The 19,893-nt window shown below is 38.7% G+C and carries 13 protein-coding genes and 1 pseudogene; 3 read left to right on the plus strand and 11 right to left on the minus strand.

The window, feature by feature from the left end; translation table 11 throughout:
• Window positions 1-137: 137 nt before the first annotated feature.
• The gene (locus EM4838_RS10065) at window positions 138-857 is read left to right on the plus strand and encodes a gamma-glutamyl-gamma-aminobutyrate hydrolase family protein (RefSeq protein WP_071867325.1); all 720 of its coding nucleotides are present in this window, start codon (window positions 138-140) and stop codon (window positions 855-857) included.
• A 95-nt stretch (window positions 858-952) separates the two neighbouring features.
• On the opposite strand, the gene EM4838_RS10070 is transcribed toward EM4838_RS10065, so the two are convergent.
• The 8 genes from EM4838_RS10070 to zapA form a co-directional block, all read right to left on the minus strand.
• On the minus strand, window positions 953-2,851 hold the full coding sequence (locus tag EM4838_RS10070; protein WP_071867324.1) for a fructose-1,6-bisphosphatase: 1,899 nt from the start codon (window positions 2,849-2,851) through the stop codon (window positions 953-955).
• A gap of 253 nt (window positions 2,852-3,104) precedes the next feature.
• Window positions 3,105-4,367: an ABC transporter permease gene (locus EM4838_RS10075; RefSeq protein ID WP_071867323.1), complete on the minus strand. Its 1,263-nt coding sequence runs from the start codon at window positions 4,365-4,367 to the stop codon at window positions 3,105-3,107.
• Complete coding sequence (locus tag EM4838_RS10080) at window positions 4,360-5,259, minus strand: ABC transporter ATP-binding protein (protein ID WP_071867322.1); 900 nt, start codon at window positions 5,257-5,259, stop codon at window positions 4,360-4,362. The genes EM4838_RS10075 and EM4838_RS10080 overlap by 8 nt, the downstream gene beginning before the upstream one ends.
• 143 nt (window positions 5,260-5,402) lie before the next feature.
• Entirely contained in the window at window positions 5,403-7,181 is a 1,779-nt protein-coding gene (gene uvrC, locus EM4838_RS10085; protein WP_071867321.1) for an excinuclease ABC subunit UvrC, read from the minus strand.
• Between the two features lie 267 nt (window positions 7,182-7,448).
• Window positions 7,449-7,763, minus strand: coding sequence for a thioredoxin (gene trxA / locus EM4838_RS10090; RefSeq protein ID WP_010734835.1), 315 nt, complete (start codon window positions 7,761-7,763; stop codon window positions 7,449-7,451).
• 85 nt (window positions 7,764-7,848) lie between these two features.
• Window positions 7,849-10,209, minus strand: a complete 2,361-nt coding sequence (locus EM4838_RS10095) for an endonuclease MutS2 (RefSeq protein ID WP_071867320.1) — start codon at window positions 10,207-10,209, stop codon at window positions 7,849-7,851.
• Between the two features lie 109 nt (window positions 10,210-10,318).
• The gene (locus EM4838_RS10100; protein ID WP_071867319.1) at window positions 10,319-10,867 is read right to left on the minus strand and encodes a CvpA family protein; all 549 of its coding nucleotides are present in this window, start codon (window positions 10,865-10,867) and stop codon (window positions 10,319-10,321) included.
• Between the two features lie 29 nt (window positions 10,868-10,896).
• The gene (zapA, locus tag EM4838_RS10105) at window positions 10,897-11,331 is read right to left on the minus strand and encodes a cell division protein ZapA (RefSeq protein WP_071867318.1); all 435 of its coding nucleotides are present in this window, start codon (window positions 11,329-11,331) and stop codon (window positions 10,897-10,899) included.
• Window positions 11,332-11,536: 205 nt separating this feature from the next.
• On the opposite strand from zapA, the gene rnhC reads away from it, so the two are divergent.
• Together rnhC and EM4838_RS10115 are read left to right on the plus strand one after the other, a co-directional pair.
• A complete protein-coding gene (gene rnhC / locus EM4838_RS10110; RefSeq protein WP_071867317.1) occupies window positions 11,537-12,451 on the plus strand; it encodes a ribonuclease HIII in 915 nt (304 codons plus the stop codon).
• 82 nt (window positions 12,452-12,533) lie between these two features.
• Window positions 12,534-13,435, plus strand: a pseudogene (locus EM4838_RS10115) (N-acetylmuramoyl-L-alanine amidase family protein).
• Between the two features lie 127 nt (window positions 13,436-13,562).
• Here the strand turns inward: EM4838_RS10115 and EM4838_RS10120 are convergent.
• The 3 genes from EM4838_RS10120 to EM4838_RS10130 all read right to left on the minus strand — a co-directional run bounded on the left by EM4838_RS10120 (window position 13,563) and on the right by EM4838_RS10130 (window position 19,886).
• Window positions 13,563-15,845 (minus strand): glycosyl hydrolase family 18 protein, encoded by a 2,283-nt coding sequence (locus EM4838_RS10120; protein ID WP_071867316.1) that lies wholly within the window; start codon window positions 15,843-15,845, stop codon window positions 13,563-13,565.
• Window positions 15,846-16,191: 346 nt separating this feature from the next.
• Window positions 16,192-18,780: a glycosyl hydrolase family 18 protein gene (locus EM4838_RS10125; protein WP_071867315.1), complete on the minus strand. Its 2,589-nt coding sequence runs from the start codon at window positions 18,778-18,780 to the stop codon at window positions 16,192-16,194.
• A 530-nt stretch (window positions 18,781-19,310) separates the two neighbouring features.
• Entirely contained in the window at window positions 19,311-19,886 is a 576-nt protein-coding gene (locus EM4838_RS10130; protein ID WP_071867314.1) for a TetR/AcrR family transcriptional regulator, read from the minus strand.
• Between the last annotated feature and the right edge of the window lie 7 nt (window positions 19,887-19,893).

Below are 19,893 nucleotides of genomic sequence, written 5' to 3' on the forward strand. Positions count from 1 at the left end.
CACAACTGACAGTAAATGAGCAACTTTAGATAAACATTCTACCTATTATATAATTACGTACGTTTTCCAAAACAAATATTTTAATTTTTTTTAAACTATTGCTAAAATAGAAGTAGTTAATGAATGGAGGAAATCGTATGCATCAAAAAATTGGTATCGCGGCCAATCAATTACTGCGGGCTACAGAAACATTTCAAGGAAATCAAGTCACTTACACCCCGCAAGGTTTTGTTAATGCGGTACAGCAAGCAGGGGGCTTGCCTTTGCTTTTCCCTATTTCTTCCACAGAAAGCGCTCGTGACTACATTCAGCTCGTCGATAAGCTACTCCTTGCTGGTGGTCAGGATGTCAGTCCTTCGCTCTACAACGAAGCGCCTCACCCTAAATTGACAGAAACAAACCTCGATCGAGATTTGTTTGAACAGGCGTTGATCCATGAAGCATTGAAGCAAAACAAACCGATCTTAGCTGTGTGTCGTGGGATGCAATTATTGAATGTAACGTTAGGTGGGAATCTCTACCAAGACCTTACGTTATATCCAAATTGGTCAGTCAAACATGAACAACAACCAACCCCACCGCAATTTGCTACGCATGAAATCACAGTCGAACCAGATAGTAGACTCCACGAAATATTACCTACTTCTTATTTTGTGAATTCTTATCATCACCAAGCAATCAGAGATCTTGCTCCCACACTAAAAGCGACAGCGTATTCTCCTGATGGATTGGTGGAAGCTGTTGAAAGTAGAGGATCCGACCAACGAATACTTGGTGTTCAATGGCATCCTGAGCTTATTCATCAAAAAAATCCACTCGATCAAAAATTATTTGATTATTTTGTACAATCGTTATGATCGTTACAAACGAAATGAAAAGCCCGTCTAGCAGAAACATGTTGTTTCTGCTAGACGGGCTTCATTCATTTTATGCAAGGCACATCGACCAGCAGTTAACTTCTACGATACTCAAGCAACTGTTTCAATTGCTGGATTTGTCGCTGTAATTCGCTCCCTTTTGTCGTATCACGATTTAATTTTCGTGGCAACTGTTGATCAATGACCTTTTTCACTTCTGCCAAGCCATTGGCTGTTTCAAATTGTTCCTCGATGCCTAGAAATGGATAGTGGGTCACGATTTGAAAGCCATAAGAGTTACATAGCAACGAATACCCTGCAATACCTGTTGTTCGTTGATAGGCCTTTGATAAACCACCGTCAATCACGAAAACTGTTCCGTCTGCTTTGATTGGGGATTCCCCTTTTTTCACTTTGACTGGTGTATGTCCATTGATGATCACTGAACCATAAACCGGTACACCGAACTCACGCCTTACTTTTTGACTCAACCATTCTTTGTCTCGTAATCGATAGTAAGCATTGCTGACTTCCACATGCGTTTCTTTTTCTGCTAAATAATAACGCTCAAACGTCGCCATCTTACTTTTACCAAACAACGGCGAGTAAGGCCCACTCCATGCATACCAAATCAAATCAGTCGCTAAGTCTTCTTTTTTCTTTAGTGATTTAGCACTTTCACGAATCTGTTCTTCAAAGAATGCCATCAATTGCTTCCCTTGATACGTCTCACTCCCAAGTTTAAAACTTAGAAACTCACCATGTTCATCTACTGGCATACAGCCATGAAACAAGATACTTTGGTTCGTGACAAGATACATCCTACCTTTTTCTAAAAGGAAATCCATATGTTTTTGCATTCGGAGTGAATGTTGAAAAGAATACAGCAACATATCGATCACTCGTCGTTCGTCTGCCGATAAACGATCCGGTTCCTGCGTAGAAATCGTCTGAAAACATGGGTGATGGATCGTATACTTTTGACCATCCAGAAATAACTCATTTTTTTCATAATCGATATTCGCTAAGATATCCCGATCCGCCATCTCAAATTCCGGTCGTCGTTTCAGTAATTGGGATTCTAGTTTGAACTGCATGATCGCAAGCGCCTGATGGATCTTCTCCATCTCTTCTCTCTCGCGTTCTGTCGCGTCTTGGCTATTCTTAGGTGTAAACAAAGGGTTTGTCTGATAAGTTTCTGTCGCAAACGAACAAAGGGAACGCAGATTCAACGCGTATTCTTTTTCCAACTCGAATAAATAATTATACCGCGCAGCGATACGCAATAAGGTCAACAAACAAGTTTCCGAGCCACAATACGCCCCAAGCCATAAAATATCATGATTGCCCCATTGGATATCGATTGAATGGATCTCCATCAAGCGGTCCATCACTTTGGCGGCTTGTGTCCCCCGATCAAAGATGTCTCCGACTACGTGGACATGATCGATCACCATTCGTTGAATCGTCTGCGCTAACTTTTTTAAAAAGCGCTCTTCTTCATTCATCTCAAGCAACTGATCAACGATTTTACTCACATAAGATTTTTTCCCTTGCACACGATCATCAACATACAATAATTCCTCAATGATATAACTATATTCTTTAGGTAAGGCTTTTCTTACTTTTGATCTCGTATACTTGACAGAAGTGAATCGCAGCAACTCAATCAATTGATGGATCAACGTTGTTTTGTCTTGTTTCTTGTACCAGTCAGTCGCTAATGCGTATTCCGGATAGGCAACAAAAATCGTTAATCGCTTGATCTCTTCTTCACTTAAACATTCTTGAAATAAATCTTTGATTTTCTCTCGTAGATTCCCTGAACCATTTCTCAATATATGATCAAATGCTGGAAACTCGCCATGGATATCACTTAAAAATAATTCGGTTCCTTTTGGTAGTTGTAGAATTGCTTCTAAGTTGATGATCTCCGTAATGACTTCTTCTTTTGTTGGGAATTTTTCTGACAATAATTCTAAATATTGATCCATCCAAACGCCTCCAAAATTGGTATACCTAAAATTATAGGACACACAATGGATATTTACAACAAAATTACTTTACCTATTCGAAAATAGGTACATATATAATCGTGAATTTTTTAAATCAAACAAAAGCGCTCTAGGTATACGACCAAAAGCAACTCTTATGAAAATAAGCCGAGACACCCAAAATTTGAAGAACAATTTTCGGGTGTCTCGGCTTATTTCTCAGAGTTGAATATTTCTGTGACAACTTCAACCTTTATTTCTTTTTGCGTTCATTTCTCATGATTGAAATTGATTGTTTCAATGACGTCCAAATACCACCTTCACTGTAAACAAGCACGTTTGATTTGTACATATTTGCGGACATGAACATCAATACGAATGTGATGATCACTAAGACGACCAAAGAAATCAATGCGCCACTCATTTCAACTGTTTCATTTGCCAAGCGGATCGGCATGATATATGAAGATAGGAACGGTATATATGAAGTGATGCGGATCACGATATTATTCGGATCAGATGCACCAAGGATCAATCCTAACATATAACCCCCTAAAGAAAGGTACGTCACTGGTAAAATCGCTTTTGCTGTATCTTCGGCTTTGTTGACCAATGAGCCACATAAGGCAGCTAATACCGCGTAGATCAAAATACCAAAGAACATAAATAGTAAAGAGTACCATAAGAATGGGCCGAAAATACTATCTAAAGAAATCCCATCCAGTACACTTTTAACGATTTCCATATCTTTGAACTGATTGAATCCTATTGCAAAGATGATGCCATATAAAGCCATTTGAGTGACTGCCACTAGCAGTACCCCTGTCAATTTTCCATAAAAATGTTTTTGTGCAGTGGTACTAGACAAAATCACTTCCATGATTCTTGTCCCTTTTTCTGAAGCAATCTCTTGTGCAATGATCTGTGCATACGTCAAGATGATGATGAATAGAATGATTGTTGCAACATAACTGACCGCATATTGAACAGCTGAGTTATCTTCTCCTATCGTCATTTCACCATTTGCATCAAAACTGACTTTTTGTCTTGAAAATGCAGCGGGTTGACTTAATGCAGCCACTTCTTCTGGAGAGATCCCTAAACTACTTGCCCGCATCATCGACTGTAAGCCAGTCAACTGCTGTTGGATCAACAGTTGCGTTGCTTGGCCTAATGAGTTTTCACTAAATAATTCTCCGGATACTTCTCCATTATCTGTCGTGACTACCATGTACGCATCGATCTTTTCGTCAGATAACTTACTTTTGGCTTCATCCTCCGATGAAAAAGCTTCAAAGTGGAAATCCCCCATATCGGATTGACTCAAATAATCAGTGATTTGTTGGTCTTCAGCAATGACACCGATTTTATCTGTTTCACTGTTTTGTTGAGCAAAATTACCTGCTAAGTAAATCACACCCATCAAAACAAACGGCACTAGTATCATAATAATAAAAGAAATCGATTTGACATTTTTCAAATAGACATCTTTCGTGATGATCCAAAACTTACTCATGTAGCTCACCTGCTTTCATCTTGAAGATTTCTTCTAAAGTAGGCGGTTGTTGATTGAACATTGGAATATAGCCAAATTGCGTCGCGCGAGTAAAGATCTCTTTCCCTACATCTGGATGATCCAATGTGATTTCCAACGATTGATCCTCACGAAGAATCACTTTTTGGACCCCGTCGATTTCCTCTATTTCTTGCTGTGATAATCCAGACTCTAAAAATAGCTTTGTTCGTCCAAATGCTTCTCGAATCTCGTGGACTTTCCCATCTAGTACCATCTCCCCATTTCGAAGCATGATCAAGTGGTCACAAATCTTTTCAACATTATCCATGTTGTGACTAGAAAAAATGACACATGAGCCATTTTTCTTCAATTCGATGATCCCGTCTTTAAGTAGCTCAGCATTCACTGGGTCCAACCCACTAAAAGGCTCGTCTAAAATAATCAACTTAGGTTCGTGGATCAGTGTTGCAATCAGTTGTACCTTTTGTTGATTTCCTTTTGACAAGGACTTAACTTTATCTGTTTTTTTCCCTTTTACTTGAAATTTCTCCATCCAAAAATCGATCTTAGGTTCAATTTCTTTTTTCGTTTTTCCACGTAATGCAGCAAAATAGATCAACTGTTCTTGGATCGATACCTTGGGATAAAGCCCTCGTTCTTCAGGTAAATACCCAATGATATCATAATCTTTTTCACTCAAATGATGACCGTTCCATAGCACTTCGCCTTGATCTTGCGTCAAAAAATCTAAAATCAAGCGAAAAGTCGTTGTTTTTCCTGCACCGTTTTGCCCAATCAATCCCATGATTTTTCCATCAGGTATTTGAAAAGAAACATGATCAACAGCTGTATAACTGCCAAACGTCTTAACCAAATCCTTTACCTCTAGCATTTTCTCACTCCTTCATCCTAAATTCCTCTATCCTTTACTGTACGATATAAAAATAACTTATATATAAAAACTTATGTTATTGTTTTTTATTGTACATATAAAAATGATAGGACAGTTTACAGGTTTTGTAAAGCGCCCTCAGTTCAATTTTTATGCAGTTTATCGAAAACATTTTGTGCGACATTTTTTGGTAGACCAATTTCTTGTAACTCCTCAATTGACGCAGCGGTGATGTTTTTTAACGATTTGAACTCTTTCAACAACATTTTTTTTCGTTTTGGCCCTAACCCTTCAATCTCATCTAAGCGCGAAGCAAAACTATTTTTACTACGTAATTGGCGATGAAACGTGATTGCAAAGCGATGGACTTCGTCTTGGATACGTTGCAATAAAAAGAATTCTGGTGAATTTCGTTCAAGCGGAACAACTTCTAATTCATTCCCAAATAACAACTCATTGGTTTTATGCTTATCATTCTTCGCCATTCCAGCGACTGGGATATCGATACCTAATTGATTTTCTAATACATCCTTTGCTACATCGACTTGCCCTTTCCCCCCATCGATCAAAATCAGATCAGGCAATGGCAGTTCTTCTCGTATCACACGTGCATAGCGGCGGTAGATGACTTCTCGCATCGAAGCATAGTCGTCCGGTCCAACGACCGTTTTGATTTTATATTTACGGTATTCTTTTTTTGCTGGTTTTCCATCGATGAACACCACCATCGCTGCTACTGGATCGGTCCCCATGATATTAGAGTTATCAAAAGACTCGATCCGGATAGGTGCTGGGATGTTCATTGCATTACCAAGGCGCTCGATCGCTCCGATCGTTCGTTCTTGTTTCCTAACGATCAAATCAAAGCGTTCGTTCAATGCCACCCTTGCATTTTTATTGGCTAGTTCAACTAACTTTTTCTTCTCACCACGTTTGGGCTGGATGACCTTTGTCGCTAACAACGCCTCAACACTCGGTTGGTCGATCGTATCAGGGATTACCACTTCTTTTGGAATGAAATGTTCATTTTCTTGATAAAACTGCCCGATGTATGTTAAGAAATCCTCTTCTGCTTCATTGTAAAAAGGAATGATCGATACATCTCGTTCAATCAGTTTTCCTTGACGTACAAAGAATACTTGGACACACATCCAGCCTTTATCAATGGCATAACCAAACACATCTCGATCAATCAAATCAGTGTTTGTCATTTTTTGTCTTGTCATGATCGTTTCGATGGCTCTGATTTGATCACGATACTCTGCTGCTTTTTCAAATTCCATATTTTCTGCGGCCTTGGCCATTTTTTCTTGGATCTCGGCTTCGATCGTCTCATGACCACCATTCAAAAAGCGTTTGACTTCATTCACGATACTTGTATATTCCGCTGGATCTACATCAAAATAGTAGGGACATAAACATTGCCCTAAATGGTAATAAAGACAAGGTTCTTTTGTCTGACTCGGTTTACATTTCCGTAAAGGGAATAAACGATCTAAAATCTTTTTTGTTTCATTCGCAGCCCCAACATCGGGGTAAGGACCAAAATAAAAGGCTTTGTCTTTTAATACTTTACGAGTGATCACTAAACGAGGATATTTTTCGTTCGTGATCTTTAAAAAAGGATAAGTTTTATCATCCTTTAACATGATATTGTATTTTGGATCATTCTTTTTGATCAGATTGATTTCTAGCAGTAACGCTTCAATGTTAGATTCTGTCACAATGTATTCAAAGTCCTCGATCTCACTAACTAATCGCTCCGTTTTCGTGTTATGGCTTCCAGTAAAATAGGAACGCACGCGATTTTTCAAGACTTTGGCTTTTCCTACATAAATGATCGTACCGTTTTTGTCTTTCATCAAATAGCAGCCAGGCTGATCAGGAAGTAATGCAAGTTTATTTTTTATTCGTTCATTCATGGTGACTGCTCCTTTATATTTCTGATATCGCTATTATAACAGAGGTTGAGATAGAAGTATCAAGCGAAGAGACACAAGAAAAATTTTGCGTAGCTTATCGTATAAATTTTTAAGTATCCTGTACGCTAACAAAAGATTCTATTCTCTTCATTTATGGCTTTTTTATTCCACGTCTCCGTTCAGTTTTATGACTCGATTAGTCGCAAAAAAACCGAGACAGCAATCCATATGATTGTTGTCTCAGTCTGATGTGTTAGTTACTTAATCTTATAAGTGTTGGGCAATCATTTGACGTAATTGATCTTTTGATTGAACACCGATTGCTTTTTCTACTACTTCGCCGTCTTTTTTCAAAAGTAATGTTGGAATACTCATGATCCCAAATTGTTGTGGTGTTTCAGGATTTTCATCAACATCCATCTTCACGATTCTGAATTCGTCTTCGTCATATTCTTCTTCTAACTGGTCTAAAATTGGCGCTTGCATTCGACAAGGTCCACACCAAGTTGCCCAAAAGTCGATTAAAACTAACCCTTTATCTGTTTCTTCGTTGAATGTTGCATCTGTAATTACTTGAGCCATATCAAAGACCTCCATTTATTAGTCTACTCTAAGTATAGCACTATTGGTGCCTAGATTCGAGCTATTTGCTTACCTTTAGTAAGTTTTATTTAAATTTAACAATTGTCGCACCATTGCCCCCTTGATTTCCTGGAGCAAAATCGAAGCTCTTGACACTACGATGATTTTTTAAATAATCGGTGATTCCGGTTCTTAGTGCGCCTGTGCCTTTTCCATGAACGATCGTCACTTGAGGGTAGCCAGCCAAAATTGCCGCATCTAAATATAGATCGACTTCATTTAATGCTTCTTCATAACGCTTCCCTCGAAGATCCAGCTGGTTGGAGACGGTGGAATGAGCATCTGAGCGAACCGTATGGATCACTCGTTGTTGTGGTTCTTTTTGGGGAGCAATCGGTGTTAATTCACTTTCCGAAACGTTCATCTTCAGGATACCGATCTCCACTTGCCATTGGTTGCCATTTTTGCGCAACAATGTTCCACGCTGCCCATAAGTCGTCACGAGTACTTCGTCACCTGGTTTCAATGTTTTCTGTTCTTTCGCTTTTTTCAAGACCTTATTTTTCTTTAATTGTTCTTCTTGATGCAAGTTGGCTAACTGTGATTTTGCATCGATCAATTGATGCTCTTTGACCGTACCCTGCCCCACTTGTTTTTGTAAGTTGCGAATATCTGCAATGATTTTTTCTGCCTTTTCTTCTGCTTCAGAAACAAGTGCGTTGGCTTTTTGTTTGGCTTTCGCCATTTCTTGTTCACGCTCTTCAAAGAAGTAGCTATAAGCTTCTTTCAAATCATTGTACAGACGTTGCGCTTCATCGACATAATGACGCATCTCTAAATACTCTGTTTCTGCCATTTTTCGACGATTCTCTAAATCAGTGATCATTTCATTCAAGTCTTGACTTTCATCGTTCATCAATTGCTTGGCTTCATCAATGACTTGGTTGTCTAATCCTAAACGACTTGAAATCTCAAAGGCATTACTTCTACCCGGCACGCCGATCAACAAGCGGTAAGTTGGGCTAAGAGTGTCAACGTTGAACTCCATACTCGCATTGATGGTATTCGAGCGATTGTAGCCATAGACTTTCAATTCAGGATAATGTGTTGTTGCCATCACATAGGCAGATTTCTTTCCGAGATCATCTAAAATAGCAATGGCTAGCGCTGCTCCTTCTTGAGGATCAGTCCCCGCACCTAGTTCGTCAAATAAAACTAAGCTTTTTTCATTGACTTTGGAAAGGATATCCACGGTATTTGTCATATGTGAGGAGAAGGTCGATAAACTTTGCTCAATCGATTGTTCATCTCCGATATCAGCAAAAATATCTTCAAAGATCCCGATCTGACTTTCTTCATCCGCCGGGATCGGTAACCCTGCTTGCCCCATCAATTGCAATAAGCCCAGTGTTTTCAACGTGATGGTTTTCCCACCAGTATTTGGTCCGGTAATGACGATCGCTTGATAGTTTTCCCCAATCGAAATATCATTTGGGACGACTTTTTCTTGATCGATCAATGGGTGTCTGGCTTGCTTCAAATCAACGATGTTTTCTGTACTGATCGTCGGCACGATTGCCTTTAGTTCTTTCCCAAAGCGTGCTTTCGCATTCATCAAGTCCATTTTTCCAATGACATACGCATTGTGGATGATTTCTTGACGATGAGGAACTAACTCCGCCGACAACTCGCTTAGAATACGTTGGATCTCATTGCGTTCGGCAATTTGATATTGACGCAAGCGATTGTTCAATTCCACGACTTGTTTTGGTTCAACGAATAGTGTTTGTCCCGAAGAACTTTGATCATGGACGACTCCGCCAAACACACCACGATATTCTTGTTTTACTGGAATAACATAGCGGTCGTTTCTCATCGTAATGATGGCATCACTTAGGTATTTGGCATTTTTCCCACGAACGATCCCATCTAATTGTTCTCTAACTGCTTGTTCACTTCTACGGATATTATGACGGATCGTCTTCAACTCTGGAGAGGCATCATCCGTCACTCGTCCATCATCATCGATTGCTTCTTTCAAACGACGACTCAAGGATGGGATAGCAACTAATTGATCTGTCCAAAAATAAAGACGCGCAAACTCAATCTCGCTATCTGCTAAATCATCAATAAAACGTCGCAACTCACTAGTAGTTGATAGGACACGGGAAACCTGTGCTAGCTCGACCCCATTAAGGTCAGCACCGATTTCGATGCGTTTCATATGCGGACGGATATTCTCTAATTTGGGGATTGGGATACCGCCACGCAATCGTTGGACTTTTAGACCATCTTCTGTTTCTTCCAACCAATATCTGATCGTCTCTGCTTCATTCACTGGCACAAGCTGGGCTAATTCTTCTTGCCCTTGTGCTGTGATCACAAACTGTAGTACTTGTTGTTTTACTTTTTCAAACTCTAATGTTTCTAGAATGCGTTTGTTCATTTTTTTCACCTTACTTTCACTAAAAAAGAGGCCGATAGATGGCTAAGCAGTCTTCAAGACTAACCAACATCTTCATAGCCTCTGTCATTGACAAGAAATCATTTCTTACTTAGTTAATCACTTGTGTCACCCATAGATCATACATTTTATTTGCTAAAATAGGTGTTCGTTCAACCATAAATGTTGCAAGATTATTGCCACTAAATTGGTTTTGGATAAATCCCACCGGAATAAACGTCAGTAAACGTAAAACTAGAACCAAGGAAATATAGGTGATGATCACGGATAAAATCCCGCCAGCCACCCAGTCTAATTGCTTTAGTACAGGAATAAACGTCAACCCATGAGCGAATACCCCAATGAATCGTGTGACTAGCCAACCAATAAATAAAATGATCAAGAAAGCCACCCCTGCATAAAATGCTTCATCTAATTTAAATGAAAAAGCTTGATCAAAAAAAACTAAGTTAGAATTGGCTGTTACCGCAGGATAAGGAATATATAATTGCAGATGATTGGCTAATGTTTTGTAATAGGTTTGTGCTGCTAGAAATGAGACAAAATAACCAACCAGATAAATCCCCTGTAGCGCAAAACCACGACTGGCTCCAGAAAAAAATGCAATCAGCAAAATAAATAAAATCAAAAGACTAAGCATACATTCTTCCTTTCTCTTCTATAATAATATCAATTTGAAGATCTTTGTTTGATTTGACCTTTTCGTTTTTCATTTAGAATCTGTTGTGCTTCCACATGATTTTTGATCTTATGGTCACTTCCATTTTCTTTCAATACTGCTCGTGCTTCGTTTTCAATCGCTTCGATTCGTTTGATCCGATTTTCCATTTCTGTGAATCTCACCATTTTTTGTTTCAGTTCTGTGACTTCTTTTATTAAATTCAAATTTTTTTCCTGTCTTTTCAATTGATCGGAAAATGCATTGACTGCTAATAAAATAGCTGCTTGTTCATTGTCTAATTGAGGGGACAATTCTTTCAGTTCAGCTAATTGTTCATTGATTAATTTTGTGACCATATCCATATGCTGTTTTGATTCTTGCCCGATAATAGTATACGTTTGGTCCGCAATCACCGCTTTATAGCGTGTTTTTTCATGTGCCATATGAATCTGTCTCCTCCTATTGCCAAAAATATTAACTAGTGTACCATATAGTTAAGCAATTAACCGTACACGAAAAACTTCATTATAAATACTTTACTATTATATGATAAACTTTGCAAAAATGCTATGTGTGCATTGATTTCAAATCAGCTGGATCTAGTCAAATACAACTTTTCTTACGACTGGATCGCAACAGGAGGAAAACATGAGTAACATTATCTTAAAAGTAACGACAAATCAAATGAATAAGATGAAAGAGGCGTATCGCCCATTTCTAGTACAAAAACCGATTCCATATACTCTTTTTTCAGCAAAAAAAAATGGCACAACGATCACTGCCTATACTTCTGGAAAAGTGATGTTTCAAGGCACCGGCGCCGAACAAGAAGCAGCGAAATGGGGAAATCCACTTACAGCAAAAAAAGCGACACAAACTAATTCTTCTTCCTTACCCAAAGATCTACAAACACTATCTGTTTTAGGGAGTGACGAAGTCGGCAACGGTAGTTACTTTGGCCCACTGACTGTTTGTGCTGCCTATGTCGATCAAACACAATTGAAAGAATTACGCACGTTAGGCGTCAAAGATTCAAAAGAATTAAAAGATGGACAAATCATTCAATTAGCCAAAGTATTAAAGGAAACGATCCCATATCAATTACTGGTCTTGCCACCAAAAAAATACAATGAGATCCAACCTACGTATAATGCAGTGAGAATGAAGGTCGCTTTACACAATCAAGCTATCCACTTATTGTTACAAAAAATAGCACCAGTCAAGCCGGATGCTATTTTGATCGACCAGTTCACACCGGAAGCCAACTTTAAAAAATACGCGCGTTTAGAAAAAAATCAACTCACCGAAAAACTCTACTTTGTTACAAAAGGTGAACAATATCATTTAGCTGTTGCTGCCGCTTCGATCATTAGTCGCGCAAGCTTTTTAGAAGAGTTGGACAAAGAATCTGCTGAACTTGGTCTCACGCTTCCTTCTGGTGCAGGTACAAAATCCGACCAAGTCGCTGCAACGATTTTAAAAAAAGGTGGCGAAGCCTTGTTAGCAAACTATGCAAAATTGCATTTTGCGAACACAGAAAAAGCCAAAAAATTAGTCAACTAACTATTAGTTTTAGCTTGTTCCACTTTTCTTTAAGTTCGATTTAAGTTTTGTTGTTTATCCTCATGTTCAAGAGGTGAAAACGATGAAAAAAATGCGAATTATTATTTTTTTATGTATAATCGGGATCATTGCCCTTTTCAAATTTGGTCTTAGCAATCAAGAAACAAATGCGAGACAACAGACAAGTAACAGTGTCTCTAGCATCATACCAACCACTGATTCTTCTTCAGAGACCTCATAAAAATCGGAAAAGAAGATGCCACATTGTATGCAGATTCGTCATTAAGTGAACCGCTTATTTCCGTCAATGCTGGTGAACTGGCTACGCTTCTTTCAACTACAGCCAACGCCTACAAAATTACCACGAATGATGGTGAAACGGGCTATTTATCACTTACGGACGGCTCATCACTGACTCGCTCGACACAAGAGCTACCGAGTGACCTATCAGAAGCGGTGATCGTATTAGATCCTGGACACGGAGGCGACGATACAGGCGCGCTTAGCACAGATGGACATACAGAAGAAAAAACAGTGACACTCGCTGCCGCAAAACAGTTACAAACGAGTTTAGAAGCCGCTGGCGCAACGGTTTATTTGACACATGAAACAGATGACTACATTTCTTTAGATGACATCTGTTCATTTAGCGAAGAAAAAGCCGCTGACCTTTTTATCAGCTTACATGCTGATTCGACTGAATCGCCCAATGAAGCAACTGGTACCACCACTTATTATTATTACAATAGAGACCAACGTCTAGCGGAAACTGTTTCTGATGAACTGGCGGATCTGCCCATTACATCTCGTGGAACTGCTACAGGGAACTATCAGGTGTTAAGAGAAAACCTTCAGCCATCCCTCTTGATCGAAATGGGCTATATGAATAATGACGAAGATTTAGCTACATTGGCTACCGTTAACTATCAACAACAGTTGGCGCAATCGATCACACAAGCGCTACTCACTTATTTCAATCAGTAATTCTTTTCTAAACGCAAGAACCTCGTTAGGTATTGATGTTTCATCAAGCCCAACGAGGTTCTTCAATTTCATCAGCAACCAGTTGTCAGTAAATGGTCACCCCTGAATCTGTTTATATTTAAACGATCTAATTGATCAATTCCCATGGTCCCCATTGTTGAGTTCCAGGTTCATCGCCTTGTGTCCACCATTTTGCCTGATACGTATTGCCTAGATGAGTGACTCTATCTCCCATAAGATAGACTGTTCCTGAACCCCATGCCGCATATCCAGGCACACTGTCTTCCAAGGTTTGAACGATCACTGATTGACTAGCAGCCGAAACATTGCTTGACGCATCGAATGCTTTGACAGTATACGTATACTCTGTATCAGGTGTTAATCCCGTATCTGTAAATGTTGGTGTTCTTGGTTGTCCGACTAATTGTCCATCACGGTAAACATAGTAACCTGCTACTCGCTGATTATCGGTCGAAGCCATCCAGTTCAATGTCACTTCTGTTGCAGTGATCGTTGTCGCTGCAACATTTGTTGGAATCGACGGTGCCTCAACATCTGATGGGTCTGGCTCTTCTGTACCAAAGATCACTTGGTGATTGATTTCAATGCCTTCAGTCCCAATTCGTTGACTTAAAGTGATCGTATCAATATGATCAACCAAAACCTGTGACGTATCAGATTGTAATCGGAAATCATAAGAATCCCCAGGCGCAATCTCTCTGCCATCATAAACGGAAGATAGATCAACTGTCACTGTGCCATTATCCATAGAAACAGTTCCAGCTTTATAGTTTCCTGCACTTAATGTTTCATTGCTATTCAAGTCGATCGTAAATTTAGGCAACTTGACTGTTTTCTGTGCAGCCTCAACAGCGCTTAATACAGTAGATGATTCTGTCAATGTTTCATTATTTGTAACTGTGATTTCGTACCCGCTTACATTATTCTCTGTATAAGGGGTGATATCCACAGAGATGTCTAATGGTGTACTAACGATTTCGTGCTGTGGTAATGGTGTATTCCCAAATAAGCCTTCTTTGATCGCGTTCGTCAATTCGTCACGTTTTGTACTTGTCGTTTCCTTGTCTTGTGATTGCATCCAAGAAATCATACCGCCTAATTGTTCTTCCTGTACATATTGTGTTTTATAACCGATCGAGCGTACGTTATCAAAACTGAAAAATTCGCCAGTTTCTGTACTATACATGTAAGGGGCCTTCGCTACATCATCCCAGTATTCAGTCAATCTACTCGTTGCACTGATCAAATCTGGAATATTTCGATAAGGCCAGACACCACCGGCTCTACCACCATCCCCTACAACTAATGGACTTTTGTTTTTTGCCCCGTATGTTGCCGATAGGTCAGCATTTCGATTACTCTGTTCAGCCGTTTGGAACAATCCCGGTAGTAACGGATTATTGCCTTCTGCTACTTCATGCCAACCACGAGTATAAAAAGCTGCCCCAATCACGATTTTTTCAGCTGGCGCACCTTCATTCCTTAAAAACTGAACCGTTTGATCTACCGAAAGTCCTTGGTCATAATTAGGATCAGCAGGATTCCCATAAAGCGCTGTATGATGTCCACTGCGGTCTCCCCAACCACCGTTCATATCATAGGTCATGATATTTGCAAAATCAACAACTTCAAATAAACCATCAATGTCTATCCCTGAAGATAATTTACTTTGAGATGCAGGCAGCGCAACTGATAATTCATAGGTCTTGCCTAGTTCTTCGCCTTGTTCATCAATCGACTCACGAATCTCATTTAGCAAAATGATATAGTTTTCTTTATCTTCAGGTACTGCATATGGCGTTCCTTCATCATTGACATTATCTACCAAGTCAGGTTGTCGAACATCTGCAGGATACTCCCAATCGACATCAACAAAATCCATATTCGTATATTTGATGAATCGGGTGACGTTTTCCACTAGATTTTGTCGTTTCACTGGATCAGCCGCTACTTCAGAAAAATCACCTGATTTAGACCAGCCCCCCAAAGAGACCCCAATTTTCATATTGGGATTTTTCCCACGTAGATCTTGGATCGCATTCAAGATACCCGAGCTTGCTGAATTCCATTGAACCCCTGTTTGTCCTACAGGCGCACCAACAGCAGCATCCGTATCTGTAAATTCTAAATCGCCATTACTATCAAAATCTAAAAAGGCAAAATTCAAATGAGTGATTTGATCAGCTGGAATATCTTTAGGATAGAAATTTCCTTCTCCACCCCAAATCGACCAATCGCCATAGTACATGACATTGCGATAAGGCGCGACCTGAGTTTCCCGCACCTCTTCAGCATGAACCTCTGGTGACTCATTAAATGCTGGTAAAGTCATTGAAACAATCGAAGAAAATAACAAAGCAACTAAACTAATACTCTTAATTCTTTTCATATCAATCTCATCTCCTTTTTTTTATCAGTTTATTTACGGAAAAACAAGCGCGTCCAAATCACAGGTTAAAAAGTTATTTTATCACTCCTCTAAAATTAGAAATCAACTAAAATTCAATTAGAAACGTCTTGCAAATATGAATTTAACATTTATTTATTTTTAATGCAAATAATTGGAACCGATTACACCTATCGCTTTTCAAGTTATTTTTAAGCCATATGATTTTGTTTATTTTTTAACTAACATGTTTTTTTCGGTAAATTCGAGTAAATAAGATAAATAACAACGACAGAATAACATTATAAAAAAAGAACAAGGCAAGCTGCCCTGTTCTTTTTTATCTAAATTAACCAATTAATTCCCAAGGACCCCATTGTTCAGTTCCTGGCTCATCACCTTGTGTCCACCATTTCGCACGATAAGTATTTCCTTTATGAGTTACTACATCACCTAAATCATAGACTTTGTTAGCATCCCATTCGCCTTCAGCTGGAGGAGTTGTTTCTTCTAAAGTTGTGACAACTAATGCTTTGCTTTCTTCTGAAACATTTCCTGCTGCATCAAATGCTTTTACTGTATATGAGTATTCCGTATTCGGTGTTAACCCAGCATCAGCAAATGAAGTTGTTGCTGATTGACCAACTTGTTTGCCATCACGGAAAACATAGTATCCTGCGACTGCAACATTGTCAGTTGAACGAGTCCAAGACAATGATACATTTTTCTCACCGATCGTTGAAGCTTTCAAGTCTAATGGAATTGAAGGTGCTTCTGTATCTACTGGTGCTTTTTCTAACGTTTTAACAACTAATGCTTTACTTTCTTCTGAAACATTTCCCGCACGGTCAAATGCTTTTACTGTATATGAATATTCTGTATCTGCAGTTAAATCAGCGTCAGTAAATGAAGTTGTTGCTGATTGACCAACTTGTTTGCCATCACGGAAAACGTAGTATCCTGCGACCCCTTTGTCGTCAGTTGATTTTGTCCATGATAGAGAAACGTTTGTTTCACCGATTGTTGAAGCTGTAAGTCCTGTTGGTACTGAAGGTGCTTCTGTATCAGGTGTTCCTGGTTCAGTCGTTGAACCTTCACCAAAAATCACTTGTTTATTGATTTCGATACCTTCGTCCCCAATTCTCTGGCTTAATGTGATTGAGTCGATATTGTCAACAGCGACATCTGCTTCAGCAGCATTTGAACTCAATCTGAACTCATAAGATGCACCTGGTGCGATTTCTTTGCCATCATATACAGAAGACAAATCAACGATTGCAGCGCCATCAACATTTGTTACAGTACCTGCTTTGTAATCGCCAGCGCCAAGTTTTTCATTTGTCGCCATTGGAATCACTAGTTTAGGTAATTTGATTGTTTCTTGTGAAAATTCAACTAATTTCAATACAGAAGAAGTTTCTTCCATTTTTTCATTGTTGGTAATTTTTACGTCGTAACCACTAACGCCATATTGAGTATAAGTTGAGATCTCAACATCCACATTCAATGGTGTACTCTTGATTTCAAATTCTGGAAGTTTCTCACTACCTAACAATCCTTCTTTGATTGCATTGGTCAACTCATCACGTTTTGTACCAGTTGTTTCTTTGTCTTGTGATTGTTGCCATGAAATGATTCCACCAAGTTGGTTTTCTTTTACATATTCAGCTTTATAAGTCACTGATTTTTCATTTTCGTAAGTAAAGAATTCACCAGTTGTTTCACTGTACATAAATGGTGCTTTCGCTACGTCATCCCAATACTCTTTCAATCCAGATGTATCACCAAGTAACGTTTCAATATCACGGTATGGCCATACACCACTAGCACGTCCACCGTCACCTACTTTTAATGGATTTTTATTTTTCGCTCCATAACTTGGTGTTTGATCGGCATCTTGACTTGATAATTCTGCTTTTTGGAATAATCCCGGTGCCTCTTCATTATCCCCTTTTGCCACTTCGTTCCATCCACGAGTATAGAATGCTGCCCCAATAACGATTTTTTCTGACGCCGCACCTTTCTCACGTAGGTATTCTACTGTTTGATCTACTGAGAAGCCTTCATCATAATTAGGATCAGCCGGATTTCCGTAAAGTGCTGAATGGTGACCACTTGTATCTGACCATGCGCCAGTTAAATCATACGTCATGATGTTTGCGAAATCGACAACATCAAATAGTCGTTTCACGTCGATACCTGAATCTAATTTACCTTGAGCTGCTGGCAATGCAACAGATAGTTCATATGTTTTCCCTAATTCTTCGCCTTGTTTATCAATTGTTTCGCGAATTTCATCTAATAATTTTATGTAATTTTCTTTATCTTCAGGTTTTGCATTTGGTGTTCCTTCGTCATTTACGTTATCCACTAGATCTGGTTGACGTACATCTGCCGGGAATTCCCAGTCAACATCGACAAAGTCCATATTTGTGTATTTAATGAATTTTGCTACATTATCTACAAGGTTCTTACGTTTCGTAGGGTTTGCTGCTACTTCAGAGAAATCTCCTGATTTAGACCAACCACCTAATGAAACACCAATTTTCATGTTTGGATTTTTTCCACGTAAATCTTGAATCGCATTTAAGATACCAGAACTAGCAGAGTTCCATTGTACGCCCGGTAATCCTACAGGAGCGCCTGTCGCTGCGTCTGCATCAGTAAAGACTAGTTCGCCATCACTATCAAAATCTAAAAAGGCAAAATTCAAGTGAGTCAATTGATCTGCTGGGATATCTTTTGGATAAAAGTTACCTTCGCCGCCCCAAATCGACCAGTCACCATAGTACATTACGTTTCTATAAGTTGCTTGTTGTTCTGTTTGTTGGATTTCTTCTGCATTGACGATAGACAATTCCCCAATTGTCGGAAGCGTCGTTGAGACAACAGAAGAAAATAACATTGCTGCCAACCCAATTTTTTTAACACTTTTCATTTTTAATTCTCCCCTTTTTACACTATTCACTTTTCAAAAAACAATTATGTAACACAATTAACACGAAAATATGTTATTCATTCCCCCTCTATTTCTCTAAAATAGTGAGTTAAACTCAGTGAAGCTTTTGTTGCTAACAGAATATTATCACCTGAAAATGGCTTTTTCAACCGTTTTCCTAAAATTATTTAAAAAACAAATTAAATCACCTTGGTTATTTAACTAATTTATAATCGTTATTATTAAAAATCTTTATATCACTTGCTTTTCACCTCTTTTTCTCAATTGCCTGAAAAATTAAATATCCCTCATTATTTTAATTAAAAAATAACAATCCAAGAAAATATAATAACAAAAAAGTGTAGAGGACAAGAAATTAAATTCATTTTTGTTTCTAATCTTAAAAATCAAATAAACGATGTTCCAGAAGTAACTCCTTCATAAAAAGCCGAGAAACCCAAAATTTGAAAAACAATTTTTGGGTTTCTCGGCTTATTTCTCGGAGCTGGACACTTCTGCCACCACCGCATTTAATCAGCTACCACCCCATGAAGGTATAAATCGATCAGTCGTTCCACACTAAATGGGTTTTCAAGTGAATTAGAAGATTCGGTGATATATGGTGCTAATAGAAGAAAAAAGTGCTTTGCAGCCATTTCTGTCGTAACATGAGCGCGCATCAAAGATTGATTTGTCGAAAAAATCACTTCAAATGGTTCACGATAACTTTTTTTCCACAAGGTAAAAAGATGATTTCGTGTCTCGGCAGAAAGGTTTGATTTTAAATCATGATGCATCATAAATAGGTCTAAAAGATGGGTATCGATCAGATACTTCGTCATTTTAGTCAAAGATTGTTTAAAATCAAGTTTGTTCTCTTCTAAGATTGCTCTTAAGTCTGTCCCTACAGTACTCAAATGCTCTTCTAAGACTGCACAATATAACTTTTCTTTATCGCTAAAGTAATGATAAAGATTTGGTTGCGTGATTCCAGCATTTTTAGCAATCTCACGTGTTGACGTTCCTTGATAACCTTTTGACATAAACAAACGATTGGCTTCTTTTAAAATTTTCTCTTGTGTATCCTTATTGTATCGATGGACCAACTTTTAC

The organism is Enterococcus mundtii, from assembly GCF_002813755.1.
Taxonomy (GTDB): Bacteria; Bacillota; Bacilli; order Lactobacillales; family Enterococcaceae; genus Enterococcus_B; species Enterococcus_B mundtii.